The 24,937-nt window shown below is 64.2% G+C and carries 26 protein-coding genes; 22 read left to right on the forward strand and 4 right to left on the reverse strand.

The genetic code is table 11. The annotated features are described in order from the left end of the window. Positions 1–107: 107 nt before the first annotated feature. From ffh to RAC97_RS02400, 12 genes are all read left to right on the forward strand, one after another. Positions 108–1,484: a signal recognition particle protein gene (gene ffh / locus RAC97_RS02345; RefSeq protein WP_375098115.1), complete on the forward strand. Its 1,377-nt coding sequence runs from the start codon at positions 108–110 to the stop codon at positions 1,482–1,484. Positions 1,485–1,719: 235 nt separating this feature from the next. Then, positions 1,720–1,971, forward strand: coding sequence for a 30S ribosomal protein S16 (gene rpsP, locus RAC97_RS02350; RefSeq protein ID WP_003252142.1), 252 nt, complete (start codon positions 1,720–1,722; stop codon positions 1,969–1,971). Between the two features lie 5 nt (positions 1,972–1,976). Beyond that, positions 1,977–2,513, forward strand: a complete 537-nt coding sequence (rimM, locus tag RAC97_RS02355) for a ribosome maturation factor RimM (RefSeq protein WP_375098116.1) — start codon at positions 1,977–1,979, stop codon at positions 2,511–2,513. A gap of 3 nt (positions 2,514–2,516) precedes the next feature. Beyond that, positions 2,517–3,269: a tRNA (guanosine(37)-N1)-methyltransferase TrmD gene (gene trmD / locus RAC97_RS02360; RefSeq protein ID WP_375098117.1), complete on the forward strand. Its 753-nt coding sequence runs from the start codon at positions 2,517–2,519 to the stop codon at positions 3,267–3,269. Between the two features lie 43 nt (positions 3,270–3,312). Beyond that, a complete protein-coding gene (gene rplS, locus RAC97_RS02365; RefSeq protein WP_011535315.1) occupies positions 3,313–3,663 on the forward strand; it encodes a 50S ribosomal protein L19 in 351 nt (116 codons plus the stop codon). Between the two features lie 101 nt (positions 3,664–3,764). Beyond that, the gene (locus RAC97_RS02370) at positions 3,765–4,172 is read left to right on the forward strand and encodes an acyl-CoA thioesterase (protein ID WP_375098118.1); all 408 of its coding nucleotides are present in this window, start codon (positions 3,765–3,767) and stop codon (positions 4,170–4,172) included. Between the two features lie 158 nt (positions 4,173–4,330). Next, positions 4,331–5,227, forward strand: coding sequence for a site-specific tyrosine recombinase XerD (gene xerD, locus RAC97_RS02375; protein WP_375098119.1), 897 nt, complete (start codon positions 4,331–4,333; stop codon positions 5,225–5,227). 153 nt (positions 5,228–5,380) lie between these two features. Continuing rightward, positions 5,381–6,130: a DsbC family protein gene (locus RAC97_RS02380; RefSeq protein ID WP_375098120.1), complete on the forward strand. Its 750-nt coding sequence runs from the start codon at positions 5,381–5,383 to the stop codon at positions 6,128–6,130. An 80-nt stretch (positions 6,131–6,210) separates the two neighbouring features. After that, on the forward strand, positions 6,211–7,515 hold the full coding sequence (locus tag RAC97_RS02385; RefSeq protein ID WP_375098121.1) for a homoserine dehydrogenase: 1,305 nt from the start codon (positions 6,211–6,213) through the stop codon (positions 7,513–7,515). 52 nt (positions 7,516–7,567) lie between these two features. Next, positions 7,568–8,977 carry a threonine synthase gene (thrC, locus tag RAC97_RS02390; RefSeq protein ID WP_375098122.1) on the forward strand — a complete coding sequence of 470 codons (1,410 nt, stop codon included), beginning with the start codon at positions 7,568–7,570 and terminating at the stop codon, positions 8,975–8,977. Between the two features lie 171 nt (positions 8,978–9,148). Beyond that, positions 9,149–9,586 carry a response regulator gene (locus RAC97_RS02395; RefSeq protein WP_375098123.1) on the forward strand — a complete coding sequence of 146 codons (438 nt, stop codon included), beginning with the start codon at positions 9,149–9,151 and terminating at the stop codon, positions 9,584–9,586. Between the two features lie 73 nt (positions 9,587–9,659). After that, positions 9,660–9,941 (forward strand): DUF3509 domain-containing protein, encoded by a 282-nt coding sequence (locus tag RAC97_RS02400; protein ID WP_375098124.1) that lies wholly within the window; start codon positions 9,660–9,662, stop codon positions 9,939–9,941. A gap of 130 nt (positions 9,942–10,071) precedes the next feature. Here the strand turns inward: RAC97_RS02400 and RAC97_RS02405 are convergent, their stop codons facing one another. Continuing rightward, the gene (locus RAC97_RS02405; RefSeq protein WP_375098125.1) at positions 10,072–10,953 is read right to left on the reverse strand and encodes a TIGR02285 family protein; all 882 of its coding nucleotides are present in this window, start codon (positions 10,951–10,953) and stop codon (positions 10,072–10,074) included. A 14-nt stretch (positions 10,954–10,967) separates the two neighbouring features. Then, the gene (locus tag RAC97_RS02410) at positions 10,968–12,167 is read right to left on the reverse strand and encodes a CaiB/BaiF CoA transferase family protein (protein ID WP_375098126.1); all 1,200 of its coding nucleotides are present in this window, start codon (positions 12,165–12,167) and stop codon (positions 10,968–10,970) included. Between the two features lie 152 nt (positions 12,168–12,319). Between RAC97_RS02410 and RAC97_RS02415 the strand changes: the two genes are divergently transcribed. From RAC97_RS02415 to RAC97_RS02425, 3 genes are all read left to right on the forward strand, one after another. Beyond that, on the forward strand, positions 12,320–12,862 hold the full coding sequence (locus RAC97_RS02415) for a YaeQ family protein (RefSeq protein WP_375098127.1): 543 nt from the start codon (positions 12,320–12,322) through the stop codon (positions 12,860–12,862). Between the two features lie 9 nt (positions 12,863–12,871). Then, the gene (recJ, locus tag RAC97_RS02420; RefSeq protein WP_375098128.1) at positions 12,872–14,581 is read left to right on the forward strand and encodes a single-stranded-DNA-specific exonuclease RecJ; all 1,710 of its coding nucleotides are present in this window, start codon (positions 12,872–12,874) and stop codon (positions 14,579–14,581) included. A 173-nt stretch (positions 14,582–14,754) separates the two neighbouring features. After that, positions 14,755–15,861 carry an NADH:flavin oxidoreductase/NADH oxidase gene (locus RAC97_RS02425; protein WP_375098129.1) on the forward strand — a complete coding sequence of 369 codons (1,107 nt, stop codon included), beginning with the start codon at positions 14,755–14,757 and terminating at the stop codon, positions 15,859–15,861. Positions 15,862–15,908: 47 nt separating this feature from the next. Here the strand turns inward: RAC97_RS02425 and RAC97_RS02430 are convergent, their stop codons facing one another. Both RAC97_RS02430 and RAC97_RS02435 read right to left on the reverse strand, forming a co-directional pair. Continuing rightward, the gene (locus RAC97_RS02430) at positions 15,909–16,241 is read right to left on the reverse strand and encodes a type II toxin-antitoxin system HicB family antitoxin (RefSeq protein ID WP_375098130.1); all 333 of its coding nucleotides are present in this window, start codon (positions 16,239–16,241) and stop codon (positions 15,909–15,911) included. Continuing rightward, on the reverse strand, positions 16,238–16,492 hold the full coding sequence (locus RAC97_RS02435; RefSeq protein WP_375098131.1) for a type II toxin-antitoxin system HicA family toxin: 255 nt from the start codon (positions 16,490–16,492) through the stop codon (positions 16,238–16,240). The genes RAC97_RS02430 and RAC97_RS02435 overlap by 4 nt, the downstream gene beginning before the upstream one ends. Before the next feature lie 190 nt (positions 16,493–16,682). On the opposite strand from RAC97_RS02435, the gene RAC97_RS02440 reads away from it, so the two are divergent. The 7 genes from RAC97_RS02440 (at position 16,683) to RAC97_RS02470 (ending at position 24,913) form a co-directional block, all read left to right on the forward strand. After that, positions 16,683–17,408 (forward strand): tellurite resistance TerB family protein, encoded by a 726-nt coding sequence (locus RAC97_RS02440; RefSeq protein ID WP_375098132.1) that lies wholly within the window; start codon positions 16,683–16,685, stop codon positions 17,406–17,408. A 157-nt stretch (positions 17,409–17,565) separates the two neighbouring features. After that, positions 17,566–19,188 (forward strand): methyl-accepting chemotaxis protein, encoded by a 1,623-nt coding sequence (locus tag RAC97_RS02445; protein ID WP_375098133.1) that lies wholly within the window; start codon positions 17,566–17,568, stop codon positions 19,186–19,188. A 5-nt stretch (positions 19,189–19,193) separates the two neighbouring features. Next, a complete protein-coding gene (locus tag RAC97_RS02450) occupies positions 19,194–19,715 on the forward strand; it encodes a chemotaxis protein CheW (protein ID WP_375098134.1) in 522 nt (173 codons plus the stop codon). Further along, the gene (locus RAC97_RS02455; protein WP_375098135.1) at positions 19,712–20,965 is read left to right on the forward strand and encodes a CheR family methyltransferase; all 1,254 of its coding nucleotides are present in this window, start codon (positions 19,712–19,714) and stop codon (positions 20,963–20,965) included. The genes RAC97_RS02450 and RAC97_RS02455 overlap by 4 nt, the downstream gene beginning before the upstream one ends. After that, entirely contained in the window at positions 20,962–21,627 is a 666-nt protein-coding gene (locus tag RAC97_RS02460) for a chemotaxis protein CheW (RefSeq protein ID WP_375098136.1), read from the forward strand. Before RAC97_RS02455 ends, RAC97_RS02460 begins: the two co-directional genes overlap by 4 nt. Continuing rightward, positions 21,624–23,906, forward strand: a complete 2,283-nt coding sequence (locus tag RAC97_RS02465) for a hybrid sensor histidine kinase/response regulator (protein WP_375098137.1) — start codon at positions 21,624–21,626, stop codon at positions 23,904–23,906. The genes RAC97_RS02460 and RAC97_RS02465 overlap by 4 nt, the downstream gene beginning before the upstream one ends. Further along, on the forward strand, positions 23,903–24,913 hold the full coding sequence (locus RAC97_RS02470) for a chemotaxis response regulator protein-glutamate methylesterase (protein WP_375098138.1): 1,011 nt from the start codon (positions 23,903–23,905) through the stop codon (positions 24,911–24,913). Before RAC97_RS02465 ends, RAC97_RS02470 begins: the two co-directional genes overlap by 4 nt. The last annotated feature ends 24 nt before the right edge of the window (positions 24,914–24,937 follow it).

The following is a 24,937-nucleotide window of genomic DNA, read 5'->3' on the forward strand; positions in this document are numbered from 1 at the left end:
CGCCGTCCCACTCCGTTATAATGCCCGGCTTGCTGTGCCCGGCGAACCTGTCCGTTCCCCGGGGCGCCTGAACAACCTCGGCTTCACTGGGCCTTGAAAGGATCACCATGTTCGAAAACCTGACCGACCGCCTGTCACAGACGCTGCGCCATGTCACCGGCAAGGCCAAGCTGACCGAAGACAACATCAAGGACACGCTGCGCGAAGTGCGCATGGCCCTGCTCGAGGCCGATGTCGCCCTGCCGGTGGTCAAGGATTTCGTCAACAGTGTCAAGGAACGTGCGGTCGGCACCGAGGTGTCGCGCAGCCTGACGCCGGGCCAGGCGTTCGTGAAGATCGTCCAGGCCGAGCTGGAAAGCCTGATGGGGGCCGCCAACGAAGACCTCGCCCTGAACGTCGCGCCGCCGGCCGTGGTGCTGATGGCCGGTTTGCAGGGTGCGGGCAAGACCACCACCGCCGGCAAGCTGGCGCGTTTCCTTAAAGAGCGCAAGAAGAAGAGCGTGATGGTGGTGTCCGCCGACGTCTACCGCCCGGCGGCGATCAAGCAGCTGGAAACCCTGGCCAATGACATCGGCGTGACCTTCTTCCCGTCCGATATCAGCCAGAAGCCGGTGGCCATCGCCGAGGCGGCCATTCGCGAGGCCAAGCTCAAGTTCATCGACGTGGTGATCGTCGACACCGCCGGCCGCCTGCACGTCGACGCCGACATGATGGATGAGATCAAGGCCCTGCACGCCTCGGTCAAGCCGGTCGAGACGCTGTTCGTGGTCGATGCCATGACCGGCCAGGACGCCGCCAACACCGCCAAAGCCTTCGGTGATGCCCTGCCGCTGACCGGCGTGGTACTGACCAAGGTCGACGGTGACGCCCGTGGCGGTGCCGCTCTGTCGGTACGCGCCATCACCGGCAAGCCGATCAAGTTCATCGGCATGGGTGAGAAGAGCGAGGCGCTGGAGCCGTTCCACCCAGACCGCATCGCGTCGCGCATCCTCGGCATGGGCGATGTGCTGAGCCTGATCGAGCAGGCCGAGCAGACCATCGACAAGGCCAAGGCCGACAAGCTCGCCAAGAAGCTCAAGAAGGGCAAGGGCTTCGACCTCGAAGACTTCCGCGACCAACTGCAGCAGATGAAGAACATGGGCGGCCTGGGCGGCCTGATGGACAAGCTGCCGAGCATCGGCGGCGTGAACCTGTCGCAGATGGGCAACGCCCAGGGTGCTGCCGAGAAGCAGTTCAAGCAGATGGAGGCGATCATCAACTCCATGACGCCGGCCGAGCGACGCGACCCCGAGCTGATCAGTGGTTCGCGCAAGCGCCGTATCGCGATGGGTTCGGGCACCCAGGTGCAGGACATCGGGCGGTTGATCAAGCAGCACAAGCAAATGCAGAAGATGATGAAGAAGTTCTCCACCAAGGGCGGCATGTCGAAGATGATGCGCGGCCTTGGCGGGATGCTGCCCGGTGGCGGCATGCCCAAGCTGTAAGCGAACCCGGTGAGTGGCCTGGCAGAGATGCCTGGCCACTCGTCAGACCCCGCCTCGGCGGGAAAATCGCCGCGAATCAGCGGCTTGAACCGCAAGTCTGTACAGCGAGGCAAGACCTTGCTGAAAAAGCCATTTGCAAATGTCCGTGTATTCCCCGAGAATATGCGGCCTTTTGGGCACCCTGTGCCTATTTGGCATTCAGATTTGCAGCACCGACTATAGGAACGATGTTCACATGGTAACCATCCGTCTTGCCCGTGGCGGCTCTAAAAAGCGCCCTTTCTACCACCTGACCGTGACCAACTCGCGTAACGCCCGTGATGGCCGTTTCGTTGAGCGCGTTGGCTTCTTCAACCCGATCGCCGCTGGCGCCGAGGTTAAGCTGTCGGTCAACCAGGAACGCGTCACCTACTGGCTGAGCCAGGGCGCGCAGCCGTCTGAGCGTGTTGCTCAGCTGCTGAAGGAAGCTGCCAAGGCCGCAGCCTGAGCAGTATGAACGCGACGCCAGAAAAGGCTGACGACCTCATCGTCGTTGGCAAGATTTTTTCGGTTCACGGCGTTCGCGGCGAGGTGAAGGTGTATTCCTTTACCGATCCGATTGAAAACCTGTTGGATTACCCGCGTTGGACGCTCAGGCACGAAGGCACGGTAAAACAGGTCGAGCTGGTCAACGGTCGTGGCTCCCAGAAGGGCCTGGTCGTGAAATTGAAAGGCCTCGACGATCGCGATGAAGCCCGTCTTCTGAGCGGTTTTGAGATCTGCATCCCGCGGAGCCTTTTGCCCAACCTGGCAGCCGACGAGTACTACTGGTACCAGTTGGTGGGCTTGAAGGTCATCAATCAGGACGAACAACTGTTCGGCACGATCGATCACCTGTTGGAGACCGGCGCCAACGATGTAATGGTGGTCAAGCCTTGCGCAGGCAGCCTTGACGATCGCGAGCGCTTATTGCCCTACACGGCGCAATGCGTGCTGGCAGTCGACTTGGAAGCGGGCGTGATGCGAGTCGAATGGGACGCGGATTTCTAAACGATGGGTAACCTTCGCGTAGAAGTCATCACGTTGTTCCCCGAGATGTTCTCGGCCATCACGGAGTACGGCATTACCAGCCGCGCGGTGAAACAGGGGTTGCTGCAAGTGACCTGCTGGAACCCGCGGGACTACACCACGGATCGCCACCACACGGTGGATGATCGGCCTTTCGGCGGTGGTCCGGGCATGGTGATGAAAATCAAGCCTCTGGAAGATGCCTTGGCCAGTGCCAGGCAAGCGACTGGAGCAGCGGCGAAGGTGATCTACCTCTCGCCACAAGGCCGCAAGCTGACTCAGCAGGCGGTAAAAGGCCTGGCCGAACAGGAATCGTTGATCCTGATCGCTGGCCGTTATGAAGGCATCGACGAGCGTTTTATCGAAGCTCATGTCGATGAAGAGTGGTCGATTGGTGACTATGTGCTTTCCGGTGGCGAGCTGCCGGCCATGGTACTGATCGATGCGGTTACGCGGCTGCTGCCCGGAGCTTTAGGGCATGTGGACTCGGCGCAGGAAGATTCCTTCACCGATGGTCTGCTGGATTGCCCGCACTACACCCGACCTGAGGTGTATGCGGATCAGCGTGTACCCGACGTGTTGCTAAGTGGCAACCATGCACATATCCGGCGTTGGCGGATGAAGCAGTCCCTTGGTAGGACCTTCGAACGACGCGCCGATCTTCTGGAAAGTCGCTCGCTTTCTGGAGAAGAGAAGAAGCTGCTCGAGGAATATCTCCGCGAGCGGGACGATAGTTAAACGTATCGATGGTGGATCGCGTTATCCATCTTAGGAGCACAGCATGACCAACAAGATCATCCAGCAGCTCGAAGCCGAGCAGATGAGCAAAGAGATCCCGACCTTCGCACCCGGCGACACCGTTGTCGTCCAGGTCAAAGTGAAGGAAGGCGACCGCTCGCGTCTGCAGGCGTTCGAAGGCGTCGTTATCGCCAAGCGTAACCGCGGTCTGAACAGCGCCTTCACCGTGCGCAAGATCTCCAGCGGCGTTGGCGTAGAGCGTACCTTCCAGACCTACAGCCCACAGATCGACAGCCTGGCCGTGAAACGTCGTGGTGACGTGCGTAAAGCCAAGCTGTACTACCTGCGCGACCTGTCCGGCAAAGCCGCTCGCATCAAGGAAAAACTGTCCTGAGTGCAGTTTGACCGGTGGCCCTGGCCGCCCTGCGAGAGAAAAAGCAGCCTTCGGGCTGCTTTTTTGCATTCTGAAACCTGCCCTTGCGATGTGACCTGCATATGACTACCCGAGACCAGGAAATCCAGCGCCGCACCGAGTTGTCGGTGACCCGCGTGACCAAGGCTGTCTTCCCCAACACCACCAATCACCACAACACGCTGTTCGGCGGTACGGCCCTGGCGTGGATGGACGAAGTGTCCTTCATCGCGGCAACGCGTTTCTGCCGCCTGCCGCTGGTGACAGTGTCTACCGACCGGATCGACTTCAAGCACCCGATCACCGCAGGTTCGATCGTCGAGCTGGTGGGCACCGTGATCAAGGTGGGTAATACCAGCTTGCAGGTGCAGGTGGATGTGTTCGTCGAGAACATGTACGTCGATGGGCGCGAGCAGGCGATTCACGGGGTGTTCAGCTTTGTCGCCATCGACGAGGACAAGCGCCCGGTGCCGGTGTTACCGCAGGTCTGAGGCGTGCCTGTGCAGGCCTCTTCGCGGGCAAGCCCGCTCCTACAGGTACGTCATTCACTGTAGAAGCAGGCTTGCCCGCGAAGAGCCCGCGTACAGACAACCCATCACCCACTGTGAAACACTGCCAGCACTTCCAATACCACCCCAGCGCCAGTCCAATGCCCGCCCTAGACCACCCCCTGATCGACCAATTCCTCGATGCCCTGTGGCTGGAGAAAGGCCTGTCCGACAATACCCGTGCCTCCTACCGCAGCGACCTGGCCTTGTTCAACGGCTGGCTGCAAGAGTTCGGCGTGGCCCTGCCCGACGCTGGTCGCGAGCTGATCCTCGACCACCTGGCCTGGCGCCTCGAGCAGGGCTACAAGCCGCGGTCAACGGCGCGCTTCCTCTCCGGCGTACGCGGTTTCTTCCGCTACCTGCTGCGCGAACGCCTGGTGGCCGTCGACCCGACCTTGCAGGTAGACATGCCGCAGTTGGGTAGGCCGTTGCCCAAATCCCTGTCGGAAGCCGACGTCGAAGCCCTGCTCAAGGCGCCGGACCTGGGCGAGGCCATTGGCCAGCGCGACCGCGCCATGCTCGAAGTCCTTTACGCTTGCGGCCTGCGGGTGACCGAGCTGGTGAGCCTGACGCTCGACCAGGTCAACCTGCGTCAGGGCGTGCTGCGGGTGATGGGCAAGGGCAGCAAGGAACGTCTGGTGCCGATGGGCGAGGAGGCGGTGGTGTGGGTCGAGCGCTACCTGCGTGACGGGCGCGCCGAACTGCTGGGTGCGCGCCCCAGCGACGTGTTGTTCCCCAGCCAGCGCGGCGAGCAGATGACCCGCCAGACCTTCTGGCATCGCATCAAGCACCACGCGCGCGTCGCAGGCATCGACAAGCCGCTGTCGCCCCACACGCTGCGCCATGCCTTCGCCACCCACCTGCTCAACCACGGCGCCGACCTGCGCGTGGTGCAGATGCTGCTAGGGCACAGCGACCTGTCCACCACCCAGATCTACACCCATGTGGCCAAGGCGCGTCTGCAACAGCTGCACGCCCAGCACCACCCGCGTGGATGAATGATTTTCATGTTCCGCCAGGCGGCGCCTGAGGACTCATTCAGCACCAGCCTGATGTGGTAGGCTTGGGCGGTTTGCACCAAGGGCCGCCCGGTTGCCGCGTTTTTTCCGCAGGCAGCGTCCCCCGGCCCCGTCCGCCTTCAGGAGTACCCCATGCGCGTGACCCAGATTTTCGCCGCCGCCGCCCTGGCGCTGGCCAGTACCTTTGCCGTTGCAGCTGCCACCGATGCCAGTGCCGGCGCCGAGCAGGCGATTCGCAAGACCCTGCAAACGCTCGAGCCGGAAACGCCGGTCGAAAGCGTCGCCAGCAGCCCGGTCGGCGGCCTGTACGAGGTGAAGCTGCAAGGTGGTCGGGTGCTGTATGCCAGCGCCGACGGGCAGTTCTTCATGCAGGGCTACCTGTACCAGATGCAGGATGGCAAGCCGGTCAACCTGACCGAGAAGACCGAGCGCCAGGGCGTGGCCAAGCTGATCAACGGCATTCCTGCCGCCGAGATGGTGGTCTACCCGGCCAAGGGCGAAACCAAATCGCACATCACCGTGTTTACCGACACCACTTGCCCGTACTGCCACAAGCTGCACGCCGAGATCCCCGAGCTCAACAAGCGCGGTATCGAAGTGCGCTACGTCGCCTTCCCGCGCCAGGGCCTCGGCTCGCCAGGCGATGAGCAGTTGCAGGCGGTGTGGTGCTCCAGCGACCGCCGCGCGGCGATGGACAAGATGGTCGACGGCAAGGAAATCAAGGCCGCCAAGTGCGCCAACCCGGTCGGCAAGCAATTCCAGCTGGGCCAATCGATCGGGGTAAATGGCACGCCGGCGATCGTCCTGGAGAATGGCAAGGTGATTCCGGGCTACCAGCCGGCACCGCAGGTGGCCAAGCTGGCCTTGGCTGGCGACAAGTAATTCAATAGATGCCGTCTTCATGGGGAGGCGGCAGTTTTCACGGCCTTCGCACGCGTCGGCCGTTCAATGGGGAGTTCACAGTGAAACCGGTCAAAGTAGGCATCTGTGGGTTGGGGACCGTCGGTGGCGGAACCTTCAATGTACTTCAGCGCAACGCCGAGGAGATCGCCCGCCGTGCCGGGCGCGGTATTGAAGTGGCACAGATCGCCATGCGCTCGCAGAACCCGAACTGCCAGATTACCGGTACCCCCATTACCGCTGATGTGTTCGACGTTGCGACCAACCCTGAAATCGATATCGTCATCGAACTGATTGGCGGCTACACCATCGCCCGTGACCTGGTGCTCAAGGCCATCGAGAACGGCAAGCACGTGGTCACCGCGAACAAGGCGCTGATTGCCGTGCACGGCAACGAAATCTTTGCCAAAGCACGCGAGAAGGGCGTTATCGTCGCCTTCGAAGCGGCCGTGGCCGGTGGCATCCCGGTGATCAAGGCCATCCGCGAAGGTCTGTCGGCCAACCGCATCAACTGGCTGGCCGGGATCATCAACGGCACCGGCAACTTCATCCTCACCGAAATGCGCGACAAGGGCCGCACCTTCCCCGACGTGCTGGCCGAGGCCCAGGCCCTGGGCTATGCCGAGGCCGACCCGACCTTCGACGTCGAAGGCATCGATGCGGCACACAAGTTGACCATCCTGGCGTCCATCGCCTTTGGTATTCCGCTGCAGTTCGACAAGGCCTACACCGAAGGCATCACCCAGCTGACTACTGCCGACGTGAACTATGCCGAGGCCCTGGGCTACCGTATCAAGCACCTGGGCGTGGCTCGCCGCACCGCCGATGGTATCGAGCTTCGCGTGCACCCGACGCTGATCCCCAGCGACCGCCTGATCGCCAACGTCAATGGCGTGATGAACGCGGTCATGGTCAACGGCGACGCGGCCGGTTCGACCCTGTACTACGGGGCCGGCGCCGGCATGGAGCCGACCGCCTCGTCGGTGGTCGCCGACCTGGTGGACGTCGTGCGTGCCATGACCTCGGACCCGGAAAACCGCGTACCGCACCTGGCCTTCCAGCCTGACTCGCTGTCGGCCCACCCGATCCTGCCGATCGAAGCGTGCGAAAGTGCCTACTACCTGCGCATCCAGGCCAAGGATCATCCAGGTGTGCTGGCCCAGGTGGCGAGCATCCTGTCGGAGCGCGGTATCAACATCGAGTCGATCATGCAGAAGGAAGCCGAGGAGCAAGACGGCCTGGTGCCGATGATCCTGCTGACCCACCGTGTGGTCGAGAAGCGCATCAACGACGCCATCGTCGCCCTCGAGTCCCTGCAGGATGTGGTCGGCAAGGTCGTGCGCGTTCGCGTCGAACAGCTCAATTAATTCAGTGGCGGGCCACCGTGGTGGTCCGCACCCAGAACCGAAGGTTTGCACCATGCGCTATATCAGTACCCGCGGCCAGGCTCCGGCCCTGAACTTCGAAGATGTCCTGCTGGCAGGCCTTGCCACCGATGGCGGCTTGTACGTCCCGGAAAACCTGCCACGCTTCACCCAGGAAGAAATCGCCTCCTGGGCCGGCCTGCCGTACCACGAGCTGGCCTTCCGGGTGATGCGCCCGTTCGTTCAGGGCAGCATCGCCGATGCCGACTTCAAGAAGATCCTCGAGGAAACCTACGGCGAGTTCGCCCATGCCGCTGTTGCGCCGCTGCGTCAGCTGAACGGCAACGAGTGGGTCATGGAGCTGTTCCACGGCCCGACCCTCGCCTTCAAGGACTTTGCCCTGCAACTGCTTGGCCGCCTGCTCGACCACGTGCTGCTCAAGCGCGGCGAGCGCGTGGTGATCGTCGGTGCCACCAGCGGTGACACAGGCTCCGCAGCCATCGAAGGCTGCCGTCGTTGCGACAACGTCGATATCTTCATCCTGCACCCGCACCAGCGCGTGTCGGAGGTGCAGCGTCGGCAGATGACCACCATCCTTGGCGACAACATCCATAACATCGCCATCGAAGGCAACTTCGACGACTGCCAGGAAATGGTCAAGGCCAGCTTCGCCGACCAGTCGTTCCTCAAGGGCACCCGCCTGGTGGCGGTGAACTCGATCAACTGGGCGCGGATCATGGCCCAGATCGTCTACTACTTCCACGCAGCCTTGCAGCTGGGCGGTCCGGCCCGTTCGGTGGCCTTCTCGGTGCCGACCGGTAACTTCGGCGACATCTTCGCAGGCTACCTCGCGCGCAACATGGGCCTGCCGATCAGCCAGCTGGTGGTCGCGACCAACCGCAACGACATCCTGCACCGCTTCATGAGTGGCAACCAGTACGTCAAGGATGCCCTGCACCCGACCTTGTCGCCGTCGATGGACATCATGGTGTCCTCCAACTTCGAGCGCCTGCTGTTCGACCTGCACGGGCGCAACGGCGCCGCAATCGCCCAGCTGATGGACAGTTTCAAGCAGGGTGGCGGCTTCAGCGTCGAGCAGGACCGCTGGACCGAGGCGCGCAAGCTATTCGACTCGCTGGCGGTCAGCGATGAGCAGACCTGCGAGACCATCGCCGAGGTGTTCAAGACCACCGGTGAGGTGCTCGACCCGCACACCGCCATTGGCGTGAAAGCGGCCCGTGAGTGCCGTCGCAGCCTGGATACGCCGATGGTGGTGCTGGGTACCGCGCACCCGGTCAAGTTCCCGGAAGCGGTGGAAAAGGCGGGCGTTGCCAAGGCCTTGGAGTTGCCAGCGCACTTGAGCGACCTGTTCAGCCGTGAAGAGCGTTGCACGGTGCTGGCGAACGACCTGAAGGTGGTGCAGGCCTTCGTCAGCCAGCATGGCAACCGCGGCAAGCCGCTGTAACTGCTCTGCCTGTGAGTCCGCCTTCGCGTCGAAGGCGGACCCACAGGGTTCTGGCAAGCCCTCCCGGAAGCTTCCTTTGCTTCTTTCAGTCTTTTCCTATATCCGCGCAATTGAGCGACTGCCTAGAGTAGCCGGCCACCCACCAGGGTAGTCGGCCATCAGGAGCGGCTCATGCATCGGTTAAACGTCCTAATCGTCCAGGACAGCCCCTCGCACCACATTCCCATGCACCAGGCATTCAATGCCTTGGGGGTGTTCAACGTGCGTATCGTCCGGGGCCTGGCGCAGGCCAAGGCCAGCTTGCTGGCAGAGCCTGTAGACCTGCTGGTGCTCGACCATGAGATGCCGACCCTGTGTGGCATGGCATTGTTGAAGTTCATGCAGGGCCAGTCGCTGGCGCGTGCCTTGTTGTTCGTAGGGGCCCCTGGCAGTGAAACCCCGGACCTGTCCCGCGAAGCCCGCCGCCTGGGCGCCTGGGTGTTGGCGCAGGTGCCTTGGCCATTGCCTGTGGCGGCCTTGCAAGTCGCGCTCAAGTGCCTGGAGCGCCCTGGCGATGCTCGGTCGTCACGAGGTATCGAAACTGTCATGTCCCCCGCGCATGCTCGATGAACCGGGCGCGGCGAACTTTGTGCGGCGCTCGAGGGTCAGTTCCAATACCTCCCCGACCAAGCGAGAACGCCGGATGGAAAGAATCTGCTCATTGCTCAACGACGCCCTGGCGCCTTACCAGGTCCAACTCGACGACGCGGATGCCGACGGCAACCGCCTGCTTACACTGATTGACCCCCAAGGCAGCGAAGTACTGAAGCGTTCGGTACGGGAGCGACAGCTCCAGGAACAGCGCTTGCTGGTCGACTTGGTCGACGGCTTGCACCGTGACCTGCAGATCGCCGAAGGGCGCTTGCAGCCCTGTGTGATCGCTGCCGCGGCACAGCCTCGAGAATTTCATGGAACCTTTGCCTGATCGACCCGTCAGACACGGTAAGGGCAGCGGTTCGGTGCTTTGCTCCGGTACCGAATGGCTGCCGCTAAAGCCCCCCCTAGGGCTTTCAGTTGACCCCGGATTGCGCTCCCCAGCATCCGGGGTTTCTTTTTTAGGGCGTCGGGTTGGCGGGCGAGGGCTGCTCTTCGAAGAAGCGCTGGGTGTCCTTGAGGTAGTCGGTGCGCTGCTCCGGGTCCAGCCAGTCGGCGTAGAGCCCTGGCAGCAGTTCCTTGCGCAGTTGCGCCAGCAGGCGATCGATGCGGGCGATGGCTTCGCGCCCTAATGTGCTGTCCGCGCAGGCGATGTAGAACAGCTGGTAGCGATTGGTGCCCTTGATCGGGAGGAACTGGTAGTCCTCTGGTTTGCCACCTTGTTGCTGGGCCAGGTAACGGATTTCCGGCCAGTAGCCAAGCACCAGTTGCACGCGCCCCAGTTGTTGCATCTGCAACAGGTTGCCGGTCGCTTCGTTGCCGTAGTGGCGGCTGAGCGAGCGCTCGGGCAACTGGCGCAGCATGTCATCGACCTGCACGCTGTAGCTGCGCTCGGCGACGATGCCCAGCTTGAGCTGGGTTTCCTCCAGCAGGCGCCTGAGGTCGAGCTGCTGCCCGTCCAGGTAGGGTGCGAGCAGCGCCTGGTCACGCTTGCGCACCACCACGCCACTGCTCAGCACGCCCAGCGTCGGTTTGGAGTACTGCACGAACCGCGCGCGTTCTGGGGTCCAGAGCAAGGTCGGGTCGCAGGTGAACTGACGTTCCTGGAGCATCTGCATACCGCGGGCGCGGTTGACCCGCACGATGCTGTGGTCGTACTCAGGCATTTGCTCGATCAGTCGCGGCAACAGCTGGTCGATCACTCCCTGGCCTTTGCGCTCACCCTCCTGGATGGTGAACGGTGGCAGGTCGCGCACCAGCCATTGCAGGCGCTCGCGGGCCTTGAGCGGTTGTGCTGCGAACAACGGCACCAGGCTCAGCAGGACCAGGCCCAGAGCGCGCATTGCCGAAAGCCGGCTCAGACCGCACCCTGCTCGCGCAGGCGGGCGACGGCAGCCTCGTCGTAGCCGAGCTGGGACAGCAGCGATGCGGTGTGTTCGCCCAGCGCCGGACCGACCCACTCGGTGGAGCCTGGGGTATCCGACAGTTTGGGCACGATGCCTGGCATACGAAACGCCTTGCCGTCCGGCAGGCGGGCCTGAAGGAACATTTCCCGGGCCAGGAACTGCGGGTCGTTGAACATATCCTCGGCAGAGTAGATGCGGCTGGCAGGCACCTGTGCGTCGTTGAGCACCCGCATCACCTGCTCCAGCGGCAGGCCGTTGGCCCAGCGGTCGATCACCCCGTACAACTCGTCGCGGCGCAGGTCGCGGCCATCGTTGGTGGACAGTGCCGGGTCATTGGCCAGGTCGTCCCGACCAATGGCCTGCATGAAGCGTTTGAAGATGGCGTCGCCATTGGCGCCGATCTGCACGTGTTTGCCATCGGCACTGGTATGGATGGAGGAGGGGGTTATGCCGGGCATGATGTTGCCGGTACGTTCGCGAATGAACCCGAATACGTCGAACTCCGGCACCATGCTTTCCATCATGGCGAAGATCGCCTCGTACAGCGCCACGTCCACCACCTGCCCCTGGCCGCCGTTGACCTCGCGGTGACGCAGGGCCATCAGTGCGCCGATCACCCCCCACAGGGCGGCGATGGAGTCGCCGATGGAAATACCGGTGCGCACCGGTGGTCGGTCCTCGAAACCTGTGATGTAGCGTAGCCCGCCCATCGACTCGCCCACCGCGCCGAACCCCGGCTGGTCCTTCATCGGCCCGGTCTGGCCGAAACCCGACAGGCGCACCATGACCAGGCGCGGGTTGAGCGCGTGCAGGACGTCCCAGCCCAGCCCGAGTTTTTCCAGCACGCCTGGGCGGAAGTTCTCGATCAGGATGTCGGCCTCGGCCAGCAGGCGCTTGAGGATCTCGATGCCTTCCGGGTGCTTGAGGTTCAGGGTCAGCGACTGCTTGTTACGCGCCTGGACGAACCACCACAGCGAAGTGCCCTCGTACAGCTTGCGCCATTTGCGCAGAGGGTCGCCGCCATCGGGCGACTCGACCTTGATCACCTCGGCGCCGAACTCGGCGCAGATGCGCGAGGCGAACGGGCCGGCAATGAGGGTGCCGAGTTCGATGACTTTCAGGCCGGCGAGGGGTTTGCTGGGGAGGGGCATGGCGTATCCGTGGCAGCGGGTGACAGGCGTTGGTTTTATCACAGCTGGTGGGTGGCAGATACTGTCGCGGCCCTTCAAGGCCTATTGCAAGGCAGCCCGCTCCCACAGGATCGGTTAGACTGGGCGACTTTTTTCGATGAAGCCCATCCGCCATGGCCCAGCCGTCCACTACCTACAAATTCGAACTGAACCTGACCGACCTCGACCGGGGCGTGTACGAAAGCGTCAGGCAGACCATCGCACGTCACCCTTCGGAAACCGAGGAGCGCATGGCCGTGCGCCTGCTGGCCTACGCCCTCTGGTACAACGAAAACCTGGCGTTCGGTCGCGGCCTGTCGGATGTCGACGAAGCCGCACTGTGGGAAAAGAGCCTGGATGACCGCATCCTGCACTGGATCGAAGTCGGCCAGCCGGACGCCGAGCGCCTGACCTGGTGTTCGCGGCGCACCGAGCGCACCAGCCTGCTGGCCTATGGCAGCCTGCGGGTGTGGCAGAACAAGGTGGTGGATGCGGTCAAGGGCCTGAAGAACCTGAGCATCGCCGCCGTGCCGCAAGAGGTGCTGGAGGTACTGGCCACCGACATGCCGCGCACCATCAAGTGGGATGTAATGATCAGCGAAGGTACGGTGTTCGTCACCGACGACCGTGGCCAGCATGAAGTGCAGCTGGAGTGGCTGCTCGGCGAGCGGGGCTGATCTGCCCACATGCGTATCGAACCTCGTCCCCTGCCATCGACCCTGCCGTTCCTTGGCAACCTGCCGCCCCTGCTGACGCGCCTGTACGCCGCCCGTGGCGTGCAGAGTGAAGCCGAACTGGACAAAAGCCTGGCGCGGCTGCTGCCGTACCAGCAGCTCAAGGGCATCGAGGCAGCGGTCGACCTGCTGGTCGAAGCCTTGGACCTGCGCCTGCGTATTCTCATCGTCGGCGACTTCGATGCCGATGGCGCCACCGCCAGTACCGTCGGACTGCTGGGCCTGCGCCTGCTGGGCGCGGCCCATGTCGACTACCTGGTACCTAACCGCTTCGAGTACGGCTATGGCCTGACCCCGGAAATCGTCGAGGTGGCCTTGCAGCGACAGCCGCAACTGCTGGTGACCGTGGACAACGGCATCTCCAGCGTCGAGGGCGTGGCCGCCGCCAAGGCCGCGGGGCTCAAGGTGCTGGTCACCGACCACCATTTGCCCGGCCCGCAGTTGCCGAATGCCGATGCCATCGTCAACCCGAACCAGCCGGGCTGCGACTTCCCCAGCAAGTCGCTGGCCGGTGTGGGGGTGATCTTCTACGTCTTGATGGCCTTGCGCGCGCGTCTGCGCAGCCTGGGACGCTACGAACACCAGCCACAGCCGAACATCGGCGAGCTGCTCGACCTGGTGGCGTTGGGCAGCGTGGCCGACGTGGTACCGCTGGATGCCAACAACCGCATCCTCGTGCACCAGGGGCTCGAACGCATTCGGGCCGGGCGCGCGCGTCCGGGCCTGAAGGCCATTCTTGAAGTCGCCCGGCGCGATCACCGGCGCATTACCTCCACTGACCTGGGCTTTATCCTCGGCCCGCGGCTCAATGCCGCCGGTCGCCTGGACGACATGAGCCTGGGCATCGAATGCCTGCTGTGCGAAGACCCGGCGTTGGCGCTGGAGATGGCCGAGCAGCTCGATGGCCTTAACCAGGACCGCAAATCCATCGAGCAAGGCATGCAGCGCGAGGCGCTGGCCCAGCTCAAGGACCTGCCGGTGGAGTCGATGCCTTATGGCCTGTGCTTGTTCGAGGCCGATTGGCATCAGGGCGTTATCGGTATTCTCGCCTCGCGCCTGAAAGAGCGTTACCACCGCCCGACCATCGCCTTTGCCGATGCCGGCGAGGGCATGCTCAAGGGCTCGGCGCGTTCGGTGCCGGGCTTTCATATTCGCGATGCGCTGGATGCCGTCGCCGCGCGCCACCCGCAGTTGATCAGCAAGTTCGGCGGGCACGCGATGGCCGCCGGCCTGTCGTTGCCCGCAGAGCACTTCCCTGCATTCGCCGAAGCCTTCGATAAAGAGGTGCGCCGCCAACTGCGCGAGGACGACCTGACCGGGCGCCTGCTGTCCGATGGCACCCTTGCGGTGGAAGAGTTCCACCTGGACCTGGCGCGCGCCCTGCGCCACGCCGGGCCATGGGGCCAGCATTTCCCCGAGCCGCTGTTCCATGGTGTGTTCCAGTTGGTGGAGCAGCGGGTGGTCGGCGAGCGCCACCTGAAGGTGGTGCTCAAGAGCGAGTGCGGGTCGGTCAGGCTCGATGGCATCGCTTTCAGCGTCGATCGCGAAGCGTGGCCGAACCCGACCGTGCGTTGGGTGGAGCTGGCCTACAAGCTGGATGTCAACGAATTCCGCGGCAATGAAAGCGTGCAGCTGATGATCGCCCATATGGAGCCGCGCTGACGGGCGGTACTGCCAGTGGCGGCCTCATTGCTGCGGCGTTTGCAGCGAATCCCTGGCCCGGATGAACCTTTTCCCCGGGTAATCTGGTCTAGTCTCATGAGACCGGTACCGGGCCAGGATCGCGCATGAGTGCCCGGGCCGGATGACCATTGGAGTCCCTGGGAGGTCCCGCCATGAGCCTGCTGCTTGAGCCTTACACCCTGCGTCAGCTGACCCTGCCCAACCGCATCGCCGTTTCCCCCATGTGCCAGTATTCCAGCGTCGATGGCCTGGCCAACGACTGGCACCTGGTGCACCTGGGCAGCCGCGCCGTCGGTGGTGCCGGGCTGGTCATCACCGAAGCCACCGCGGTTACCCCGGACGGGCGCATCACCGCCGAAGACCTCGGCCTGTGGAACGATGCGCAGATCGCGCCGCTGCAACGCATCACCCGTTTCATTACTGCCCAGGGCGCCGTGCCCGGCATCCAGCTGGCCCACGCTGGGCGCAAGGCCAGCACCTATCGCCCGTGGCTGGGCAAGCATGGCAGCGTGAAGGTCGAGGAGGGTGGATGGCAGCCGGTGGGGCCGTCGAAGATCGCCTTCGACCCTGAGCACTGCGTGCCCAGCGAGTTGAGCGAGCAGGATATCGCCGGTATCGTCCAGGCCTTTGCCGATGCGGCGGGGCGAGCGCTGAAGGCAGGTTTCAAGGTGGTCGAGGTGCATGCCGCCCACGGCTATTTGCTGCACCAGTTCCTCTCGCCCTTGAGCAACCAGCGACGCGATCGCTATGGCAGCAGCTTCGACAACCGTATTCGCCTGACCCTGGAAGTGACCCAAGCGGTGCGTGAGGTGTGGCCGGACGAGCTGCCGCTGATCGTGCGGGTGTCGGCCACCGACTGGGTCGAGGACGGCTGGAACCCCGACGAGACCGTGGAACTGGCGCGGCGCCTCAAAGGCCTGGGCGTTGACCTGATCGATGTATCGTCCGGCGGCACGTCGATGCACGCGGAAATCCCCACTGGCCCGGGCTACCAGACCCGCTTCGCCGAGCGGGTACGCAAGGAGTCGGAGATCGCCACCGGCACCGTGGGCATGATTACCGAACCGGCCCAGGCCGAGCACATCCTGCGCACCGGCCAGGCCGACCTCATCTTCCTCGCCCGCGAGTTGCTGCGCGACCCTTACTGGCCACTGCACGCCGACGACGACTTGGGCGGCAACAAGGCCACCTGGCCGGCGCAATACCAGCGCGCGACCAGTCGGGCCAATCCGATACGCGAGTCGGATCTGCGTGACTGAGCGCCAATGCCCGTGGCACCACTGTGGATGGCACGGGCGATCGGTGCTCAGCGTGAAGTGGCTTGGCTGAGTAGATCGCTAACCCATTGATTGATGCTTTTGTGCGCCAACTCTGCCTTGGCGGCCACATTGGCGTGCAGGCCGGGTTCGAGGCGCAGGCTGAGTTTGCCCGAGTAGGCTTTTTGCGGCGCGCGCCCCAAACGCTCGCAGGCTTCCAGATAATCATCCACGGCCTCCTCGAAGGCCTCGCGCAGTTCGCGGATCGACTCGCCATGAAAGCCGATGACATCTCGGATGCCAGCCACATGGCCGATCAGCAGTTGGTCTTCGTCGCTGTATTCGATACGGGCGGCGTAGCCTCGGTAGGTCATGACATTCACGGTTTTACTCCGGCCAGCTCGAGGAATTGGCGAGCATCGCGCAACTGATAAGGCTTGGCGTGTCGGTCTGGGTGGGGGCGGTGGAATGTTGCCACCGTGCCATTGAGTTCGAAACGAACCCGCGACCCTCTACCTTCAACCACTTTGCAGCCGATCGCTATCAGCAGTGACTCCAGGCGAGCCCACTCCAGGGTCTTGGGTGGTGGCTTCTTGAAAAGCGCCAGCAAGGTCGATCGTTGATAGGTATTCATGGTATCAAAATATGATACCGGTTGTACTGCCAACAAGTGTGCTCGCGTAGGAAGCGTCGTTTTCGTTTGCGGGATGCATCCAATAATCAAAGATGGCAATGAAGCAACATCCGGAAGCAAATACGTTAAGCGAGAATTCAGCCAGCGGGCCTAATCTGGATTTTTGTTTCCCCCTTTGGAGGTATCCCAGATGAACACCCGTGGTCTGCTCGATCAATTGCTCCGCTCCGGCCAGGAAATGCTGCAAAAGCAGCAGGGTAAGGGCGGCTCGGGCAAGGCATCAGGCCTTGGCGACCTGCTTGGCGGGGGCAAGGCTGGGGGTTCCGGCCTCGGAGGCCTGCTGTCGGGCGCCGGTGGCGGTGCGTTGGCCGCAGGGGCGATGGGGTTGTTGCTGGGCAACAAGAGCGCCCGCAAGTATGGCGGCAAGGTCTTGACCTATGGCGGCCTGGCGGCGCTCGGCGTGCTTGCCTACAAAGCCTATGGCAACTGGCAGGCACGCCAGGGCGTGGGCGGCGGGCAAGAGCCGCAGACCCTCGACCGCCTGCCACCGGCCCAGGCCGAACAGCACAGCCAGGCAGTGCTGCGGGCGCTGGTGGCGGCAGCCAAGTCCGATGGTCATATCGACGAACGTGAGCGCGAATTGATTGAAGGCGAGTTCGTGCGCCTGGACAGCGACCGTGAGTTGCAAGGCTGGTTGCACGCCGAGCTGAACAAGCCGCTGGACCCGGCCGAGGTCGCCCGTGCCGCACAGACGCCGGAGATGGCCGCCGAGATGTACCTGGCCAGTGTGATGATGGTCGACCAGGAGAACTTCATGGAGCGCGCCTACCTCGATGAGCTGTCCCGCCAGTTGCGCCTGGACCCTGCGCTGCGCCAGGAACTGGAGAACCAGGTGCGGCTCGCGGCCCAGGCGTAAGCGTCTGGCGTAACCCTTCCCAGCCGATGGGGCGGCATTGGCCGCTCCATCTTTCATGGATGTCCAAATTCCCCCCAATTCAGCCACGATCCTGCAGGGCACCTACGCTATACTTCGGCGATTTTTCCTACTTGTAGTGAATTTCCGAGGGCTGATTGTGAAGAACTGGACGTTGCGCCAACGGATCCTGGCAAGTTTCGCCGTGATCATCGCCATCATGCTGTTGATGATCGTCGCTGCCTACTCGCGCCTGGTATCGATCGAGGCGAGCGAGGAAGCGGTGGGGAAAGACAGCATTCCCGGGATCTACTACAGCTCGATGATCCGCAGTGCGTGGGTCGACAGCTACGTGGCCAGCCAGCAACTGGTAGGGCTTTCCGACCATCGCGAGTTCACTTCTGCCGATGCCGAGCTGTTCAAGAGCTTCAATGAACGGCTCAAGGCGCAGATGGCCAACTACCAGGGCACCATCCAGGATCCGCAGGACCAAGCCGCGTTCGATGTGTTCGTGCGCATGGAGGCTGATTACCTCAAGCTGGTCGAGCAAGTGCTCGATGCCTATCGCGCCCAGAACTACGCCGAGGCCGAGCGTCTCATCAATGAGGTGCTCAACCCGGCCTGGATGGCCGGTCGCAAGCACCTCAACACGCTGATCGACCGCAATACCGAAGTGGCCAACTCCGCTTCGCGCGACATCGTCGCTGCGGTGGCCACGGCCAAGGGCAGCATGATCGTCTCGCTGCTGCTGGCGATCATCGCTGCCGGCGTATGTGGGCTGTTGCTCATGCGGGCGATCACCGCGCCCGTGCAACGCGTCGTCAATGCGCTGAACAAACTGCGCTCGGGCGACCTCAGTGCGCGCCTGAGCCTGGACCGCAAGGACGAGTTCGGCGCCATCGAAAGCGGCTTCAACGAAATGGGCGAAGCCCTGGCCAACCTGGTGTCCCAGGCCCAGCGCTCGTCCGTGCAGGTGACCACCTCGGTCACCGAGATCGCCGCCACCTCCAAGCAGCAACAGGCGACCGCCACCGAAACCGCCGCTACCACCACCGAAATCGGCGCCACCTCGCGGGAGATCGCGGCGACCTCTCGCGACCTGGTGCGTACCATGACCGAAGTGACCAGCGCCGCCGACCAGGCCTCGAGCCTGGCCGGCTCCGGCCAGCAGGGCTTGGCGCGCATGGAAGAAACCATGCACCAGGTGATGGGTGCCGCCGACCTGGTCAACGCCAAGCTGGGTATCCTCAACGAGAAGGCTGGCAACATCAACCAGGTGGTGGTGACCATCGTCAAGGTCGCCGACCAGACCAACCTGCTCTCGCTCAACGCCGCCATCGAGGCGGAAAAGGCCGGCGAATATGGTCGCGGCTTTGCCGTGGTGGCCACTGAAGTGCGCCGCCTGGCCGACCAGACCGCCGTGGCCACCTACGATATCGAGCAGATGGTGCGCGAGATCCAGTCTGCGGTGTCGGCCGGGGTCATGGGCATGGACAAGTTCTCCGAGGAAGTGCGCCGGGGCATGTTCGAAGTGCAGCAGGTGGGCGAGCAGCTCAGCCAGATCATTCACCAGGTGCAGGCCCTGGCGCCGCGCGTGCTGATGGTCAACGAAGGCATGCAGGCCCAGGCCACCGGCGCCGAGCAGATCAACCAGGCCCTGGCCCAGCTCAGCGATGCCAGCACCCAGACGGTCGAGTCGCTGCGCCAGGCCAGCTTCGCCATCGATGAGCTCAGCCAGGTGGCCGCCGGCCTGCGTGGCGGGGTTTCGCGGTTCAAAGTCTGACACCGATGAGCGACCTGCAACTGCGTGGTCAGTGCCTGGGCGAGGCGCAAGGCGTGCTCTACCTGCTGTTCCACATCGGCGGGCAGCGCTTTGCGCTGGATGTGCGCGAGGTGATCGAGGTGCTGGCACTGCGCAGGCTCAAGCCCATCGCCCAGGCACCCGCCTGGGTGGCTGGGGTGCTGGGGCACCGTGGTGCGCTGGTGCCGGTGATCGACGTGTCGGCGCTGAGCTTCGGCGCCACGGCTGCGCAACGCACCAGTACCCGGCTGGTACTGGTGCACTATCGCGGCGACCCGCAGCGGCCAGACCTTCAACTGGGCCTGATCCTCGAACAGGCGACCAACACCCTGCGCTGCGCCCCCCAGGAGTTCCAACCCTATGGCCTGGACAACGCCGAGGCCCGCTACCTGGGCCCTGTGCGCCAGGACGCGCAGGGGCTGGTGCAGCGTATCCAGGTGGACGACCTGCTGAGCGATGCCGTGCGCAGCCTGTTGTTTCCTGAAGAGCATGGGCAGGTGCCAGCATGAGCGAGCAGCGCTTCTACCGGTTCTTGCAAGAGCGCATCGGCCTGGATGTCGACTCGGTCGGCGCGCCGATGATCGAGCGCGCCTTGCGTCAACGCTGCACTGCCCTGGGCGCGCAAGACCTGGGCGACTATTGGCTGCGCCTGCAGCAATCCCACGATGAGCAGCAGGCGCTGATCGAGGCGGTGGTGGTCCCCGAGACCTGGTTCTTCCGCTACCCGGAGTCATTCACCGCCTTGGTGGGGCTGGCCCACAAGCGCCTGGCCGAGCTGGCCGGCACACGCCCGCTGCGTATCCTCAGCCTGCCGTGCTCGACCGGCGAGGAACCCTATTCGATCGCCATGGCGTTGCTCGACAGTGGCATGGCGCCTGGCTCGTTCCGCGTCGACGGCATGGACATCAGCCCCAACTCCGTGGCCCGTGGCGCGCAGGCGCTGTATGGACGCAACTCGTTCCGTGGCAGCGACCTGGCGTTCCGCGAGCGGCATTTCAGTGAGGAAGGCGATTGCCATCGGCTGGACAGCCGAGTGCGCGCGCAGGTGCATCTGCAGGTCGGCAACGTGCTCGACCCGGCCCTGCGCCGCCAGGATGGCTGGTACGACTTCGTGTTCTGTCGCAACCTGCTGATCTATTTCGATGTGCCCACCCAGCAGCGGGTGTTCGAGATGCTCAAGCACCTGACCCACGCCCAAGGTGTACTGTTCATAGGCCCTGCCGAAGGCAGCCTGCTGGCGCGCCTGGGCATGCGGCCATTGGGCATCGCCCAGTCGTTCGCCTATGTGCGCCACAGCCCGCAGGCCAGCCCAGCGCCTAGCGCGGCTGTGCCTGCACCGCGCATCACGCCGCAGCTTGCCCCGGCGCCGCGGCCGGTGTCGGCCATGCCCCGCAGTGCTGCCCCGCGACCAGTCGTCGCGAAGCCATCCGTAGAACGTGAAAGTGCCGATGCCTTGCTGGCGACCATCGCCGAGCAGGCCAATGCCGGTGCCAGCGACCAGGCGCGGGCCAGCTGCGAGCGCTACCTGCGCCAATTCGAGCCCAAGGCGCAGGTGTACTACTGGCTGGGGTTGCTCAGCGACACCGCAGGCGATGCCCAGGCAGCGCTCAGCCATTACCGCAAGGCCCTCTACCTGGAGCCCCAGCACGGTGAAACCCTGGTGCAACTGGCCGCGCTGCTGGCGTCCCAGGGCGACGAGGCAGGGGCTCGTCGCTTGCAGGCGCGGGCAGTGCGGGTCGGCAGGGAGTCTGAACGATGAGTGGCGCAAACCCGATGCAATTGATTGCCCAGCACGATGACACCATCGACGATTGCTGGAACCGTATCGGCGTGCATGGCGACAAGACCTGCCCCTTGCTCGAACAGCATATCCATTGCCGCAACTGCGAGGTCTACGCCGCAGCCGCGACGCGCCTGCTGGATCGCTATGCCCTGGTGCAGGACGAGCGCGACGAGCCGGCCGCGCCGGAGCAGGATGCCAGAGGACGCTCGATGCTGCTGTTTCGCCTCGGCGAGGAATGGCTGGCCCTGGCCACGGCCTGCCTGGCCGAGATCGCCCCGTTGCAGGCCGTGCATTCGCTGCCGCACCAGCGCTCGCGCGTGCTGCAAGGTGTGGCCAATGTGCGCGGCGCCTTGGTGCCTTGCCTCTCTCTTGGCGACCTGCTGGGCATGGCTGGCGAACCTGTCCAGGCGCGTACCGGGCGGGTGATGCCGCGCATGTTGATTCTCGCCGCGCAAGGCGGGCCGGTGGTGATGCCGGTGGACGAGGTGGACGGCATCCACCGGCTCGATCCGGCGCGCCTGGAAAACACCGGTGAAGCCGCCCCCTTCACCTTGGCCGCCTTGCAGTGGCGAGGCCGCAGCGTGCGTGTGCTCGACCCTGAACATCTACTGTCTGCCGTGAAGCGGAGCCTGTCATGACCCCAGAGCAAATGCGCGACGCATCGTTGCTCGAGCTGTTCAGCCTGGAGGCCGAGGCGCAGACCCAGGTGTTGAGCGCAGGCCTGCTGGCGCTGGAACGTGACCCGACCCAGGCCGACCAGCTGGAAGCCTGCATGCGTGCTGCGCACTCGCTCAAGGGCGCTGCGCGAATTGTCGGTATCGACGCTGGGGTCAGCGTGGCCCACGTCATGGAAGATTGCCTGGTTGCCGCCCAGGAGCGCCGCCTGTTGCTGCGTCCGGAGCATATCGATGCGTTGTTGCAGGGCACCGACCTCTTGATGCGCATCGCAACGCCCGGTGACCCGGCAGGGGAAGCGGCGGTACCTGCGTTCCTGGTGCAGATGGCCGCCTTGCTCGACCCCTCGGCGCCGCCCGTGGCAACGCCTAAGGCTAGCGTGCCCGCTACGCCACCACCTCCTGTAACGACGCCCCTGCCACCCGTCACCGAGCCTGAAGTCGAGCCCGAGCCTGCACCGTCGCGCAAAAGCGGCAAACGCGGCGGGGAAGGGGGCGAGCGGGTATTGCGGGTCACTGCCGATCGCCTGAACAGCCTGCTCGACCTGTCGAGCAAGTCGCTGGTCGAGACCCAACGGCTCAAGCCCTACCTGGCCACTTTGCAACGCCTCAAGCGCATGCATGGCCAGGGCATGCGCGCGCTCGACGGCCTCAAGACCCAGCTCGAAGGCAGCGGCCAGAGCCCCGAGGTACTCGAGGCCCTGGCTCAGACCCAGCGGCTGCTGGCCGAAACCCAGCAGATTCTCCAGCAGCAAGCCGCCGACCTCGATGAGTTCGGCTGGCAGGCCAGCCAGCGTGCGCAACTGCTCTACGACACCGCGCTGGCCTGTCGCATGCGCCCGTTCGCCGATGTGCTTACCGGGCAAAGTCGCATGGTGCGCGATCTGGGGCGTTCATTGGGGAAACAGGTGAGCCTGGTGATCGAAGGCGAGAAGACCCAGGTCGACCGCGACGTGCTGGAAAAGCTCGAGGCGCCTTTGACCCACCTGCTGCGCAATGCCGTCGACCATGGCATCGAGTTGCCCGAGCGGCGCCTGCTGGCGGGCAAGCCGGCTGATGGCACATTGCGTCTACGCGCTTCTCACCAGGCCGGCCTGCTGGTGCTGGAACTGTCCGATGACGGTGCCGGTATCGACCTGGAGCGCCTGCGCCGCAGTATTGTCGAGCGCGGGCTGTCGCCGGCCGAGACCGTGGCGCAGATGAGCGAGGCGGAGCTGCTGACCTTCCTGTTCCTACCAGGCTTCAGCCTGCGCCAGCAGGTGACCGAGGTGTCCGGGCGCGGTGTCGGCCTGGATGCGGTGCAGCATATGGTCCGTGAGCTGCGCGGGTCGATCGAGCTGACCCAGGTGGCGGGCCAGGGCTGCCGTTTCCATTTGGAAGTGCCTTTGACCCTGTCGGTGGTGCGTAGCCTGGTGGTGGAAGTCGGTGGCGAAGCCTACGCGTTCCCCTTGGCGCATATCGAGCGCACGCTCGAAGTACCGGCCGAAGCGATCGTGCAGCTCGAGGGGCGCCAGCATTTCTGGCACGAGGGCCGACACATCGGCCTGGTCGCGGCCAGTCAGTTGCTCAACCGGCCTGCCGGGCAGGGCGACGAAGGCAGTTTGCGGGTGGTGGTGATCCGCGAGCGCGAGCAGCTTTATGGCGTGGCGGTGGAGCGGCTGATCGGCGAGCGGGTGCTGGTGGTGATGCCCCTCGATGCGCGCCTGGGCAAGGTCCAGGACATTTCCTCCGGTGCTTTGCTCGACGACGGCTCGGTGGTGCTGATCATCGATGTCGAAGACCTGCTGCGTTCGGTGGACAAGCTGCTCAGCACCGGCCGCCTGGAGCGCATCGAGCGCGGTGCCAAGGCCGGCCAGGGCATTGCCCGCAAGCGCGTGCTGGTGGTCGACGACTCGCTCACCGTGCGCGAGCTGCAACGCAAGTTGCTGGGCAACCGCGGCTATGACGTGGCGGTGGCGGTCGATGGCATGGATGGCTGGAACGCCTTGCGCAGCGAAGACTTCGACCTGCTGATCACCGACATCGACATGCCGCGCATGGATGGCATCGAGTTGGTGACCCTGGTGCGCCGCGACCACCGCTTGCAATCGTTGCCGGTGATGGTGGTGTCGTACAAGGACCGCGAGGAAGATCGCCGGCGTGGACTGGACGCTGGCGCCGACTATTATTTGGCCAAGGCGAGCTTCCATGACGATGCGCTGCTGGAAGCCGTGGTCGAGTTGATCGGGGGGGCACAAGGATGAAGATCGCCATCGTCAACGATATGCCCATGGCCGTCGAGGCCTTGCGCCGTGCGCTGGCATTCGAGCCTGCGCACGAAGTGATCTGGGTTGCCGACAATGGCGCCGAAGCGGTGCGCCAGTGCGCCGAGCAGACCCCGGACCTTATCCTGATGGACTTGATCATGCCGGTGATGGATGGCGTGGAGGCGACCCGGCGGATCATGGCCGAGACGCCTTGCGCCATCGTCATCGTCACGGTAGACCGCAAGCAGAACGTGCATCGGGTGTTCGAGGCCATGGGCCATGGCGCCCTGGACGTGGTGGACACCCCGGCCCTGGGCGCCGGGGATGCCCGCGAGGCAGCGGCGCCGCTGCTGCGCAAGATCCTCAATATCGGCTGGCTGATCGGCCAGCGGGCCAGCGCACCACGAACGGTCGCCGCGCCCCTGCGCGGCGACGTGCAGCGACGTGGCCTGGTGGCGATCGGCTCATCGGCAGGTGGGCCGGCGGCGCTGGAGGTGCTGCTCAAGGGGCTGCCCCGGCAGTTTCCGGCAGCCATCGTGCTGGTGCAGCATGTCGACCAGGTATTCGCCGCCGGCATGGCCGAGTGGCTAAGTGGTGTTTCCGGCTTGCCGGTGCGCCTGGCCCACGAAGGCGAGCCGCCGCAGCCGGGGCAGGTACTGCTGGCGGGTACCAACCATCATATTCGCTTGCTCCAGGGCGGCCAGCTGGCCTATACCGCGGAGCCGGTCAACGAGATCTACCGACCCTCTATCGACGTGTTCTTCGAAAGCGTGGCGCGTTTCTGGGGTGGCGATGCCGTGGGCGTACTGCTCACCGGCATGGGGCGCGACGGTGCCCAGGGCCTCAAGCAGATGCGTCAACGCGGTTTTCTTACCATCGCCCAGGACCAGCAGAGCAGTGCCGTGTATGGCATGCCCAAGGCGGCCGCGGCGATCGATGCGGCCACCGAGATCCGGTCGCTGGACAGGATTGCCGGACGATTGGTGGAGATATTTTCGAAATGACGTTATGTATTGAGTCACGCCGCC

The organism is Pseudomonas sp. LS_2, assembly GCF_042709235.1.
Classification (GTDB): domain Bacteria; phylum Pseudomonadota; class Gammaproteobacteria; order Pseudomonadales; family Pseudomonadaceae; genus Aquipseudomonas.

Coding starts and splice junctions, on each gene's coding strand:
- ffh (WP_375098115.1), top strand. CDS start 108: ATGTTCGAAAACCTGACCGACCGCCTGTCACAGACGCTGCGCCATGTC.
- rpsP (WP_003252142.1), top strand. CDS start 1,720: ATGGTAACCATCCGTCTTGCCCGTGGCGGCTCTAAAAAGCGCCCTTTC.
- rimM (WP_375098116.1), top strand. CDS start 1,977: ATGAACGCGACGCCAGAAAAGGCTGACGACCTCATCGTCGTTGGCAAG.
- trmD (WP_375098117.1), top strand. CDS start 2,517: ATGGGTAACCTTCGCGTAGAAGTCATCACGTTGTTCCCCGAGATGTTC.
- rplS (WP_011535315.1), top strand. CDS start 3,313: ATGACCAACAAGATCATCCAGCAGCTCGAAGCCGAGCAGATGAGCAAA.
- RAC97_RS02370 (WP_375098118.1), top strand. CDS start 3,765: ATGACTACCCGAGACCAGGAAATCCAGCGCCGCACCGAGTTGTCGGTG.
- xerD (WP_375098119.1), top strand. CDS start 4,331: ATGCCCGCCCTAGACCACCCCCTGATCGACCAATTCCTCGATGCCCTG.
- RAC97_RS02380 (WP_375098120.1), top strand. CDS start 5,381: ATGCGCGTGACCCAGATTTTCGCCGCCGCCGCCCTGGCGCTGGCCAGT.
- thrC (WP_375098122.1), top strand. CDS start 7,568: ATGCGCTATATCAGTACCCGCGGCCAGGCTCCGGCCCTGAACTTCGAA.
- RAC97_RS02395 (WP_375098123.1), top strand. CDS start 9,149: ATGCATCGGTTAAACGTCCTAATCGTCCAGGACAGCCCCTCGCACCAC.
- RAC97_RS02400 (WP_375098124.1), top strand. CDS start 9,660: ATGGAAAGAATCTGCTCATTGCTCAACGACGCCCTGGCGCCTTACCAG.
- RAC97_RS02405 (WP_375098125.1), bottom strand. CDS start 10,953: ATGCGCGCTCTGGGCCTGGTCCTGCTGAGCCTGGTGCCGTTGTTCGCA.
- RAC97_RS02410 (WP_375098126.1), bottom strand. CDS start 12,167: ATGCCCCTCCCCAGCAAACCCCTCGCCGGCCTGAAAGTCATCGAACTC.
- RAC97_RS02415 (WP_375098127.1), top strand. CDS start 12,320: ATGGCCCAGCCGTCCACTACCTACAAATTCGAACTGAACCTGACCGAC.
- recJ (WP_375098128.1), top strand. CDS start 12,872: ATGCGTATCGAACCTCGTCCCCTGCCATCGACCCTGCCGTTCCTTGGC.
- RAC97_RS02425 (WP_375098129.1), top strand. CDS start 14,755: ATGAGCCTGCTGCTTGAGCCTTACACCCTGCGTCAGCTGACCCTGCCC.
- RAC97_RS02435 (WP_375098131.1), bottom strand. CDS start 16,492: ATGAATACCTATCAACGATCGACCTTGCTGGCGCTTTTCAAGAAGCCA.
- RAC97_RS02440 (WP_375098132.1), top strand. CDS start 16,683: ATGAACACCCGTGGTCTGCTCGATCAATTGCTCCGCTCCGGCCAGGAA.
- RAC97_RS02450 (WP_375098134.1), top strand. CDS start 19,194: ATGAGCGACCTGCAACTGCGTGGTCAGTGCCTGGGCGAGGCGCAAGGC.
- RAC97_RS02455 (WP_375098135.1), top strand. CDS start 19,712: ATGAGCGAGCAGCGCTTCTACCGGTTCTTGCAAGAGCGCATCGGCCTG.
- RAC97_RS02460 (WP_375098136.1), top strand. CDS start 20,962: ATGAGTGGCGCAAACCCGATGCAATTGATTGCCCAGCACGATGACACC.
- RAC97_RS02465 (WP_375098137.1), top strand. CDS start 21,624: ATGACCCCAGAGCAAATGCGCGACGCATCGTTGCTCGAGCTGTTCAGC.
- RAC97_RS02470 (WP_375098138.1), top strand. CDS start 23,903: ATGAAGATCGCCATCGTCAACGATATGCCCATGGCCGTCGAGGCCTTG.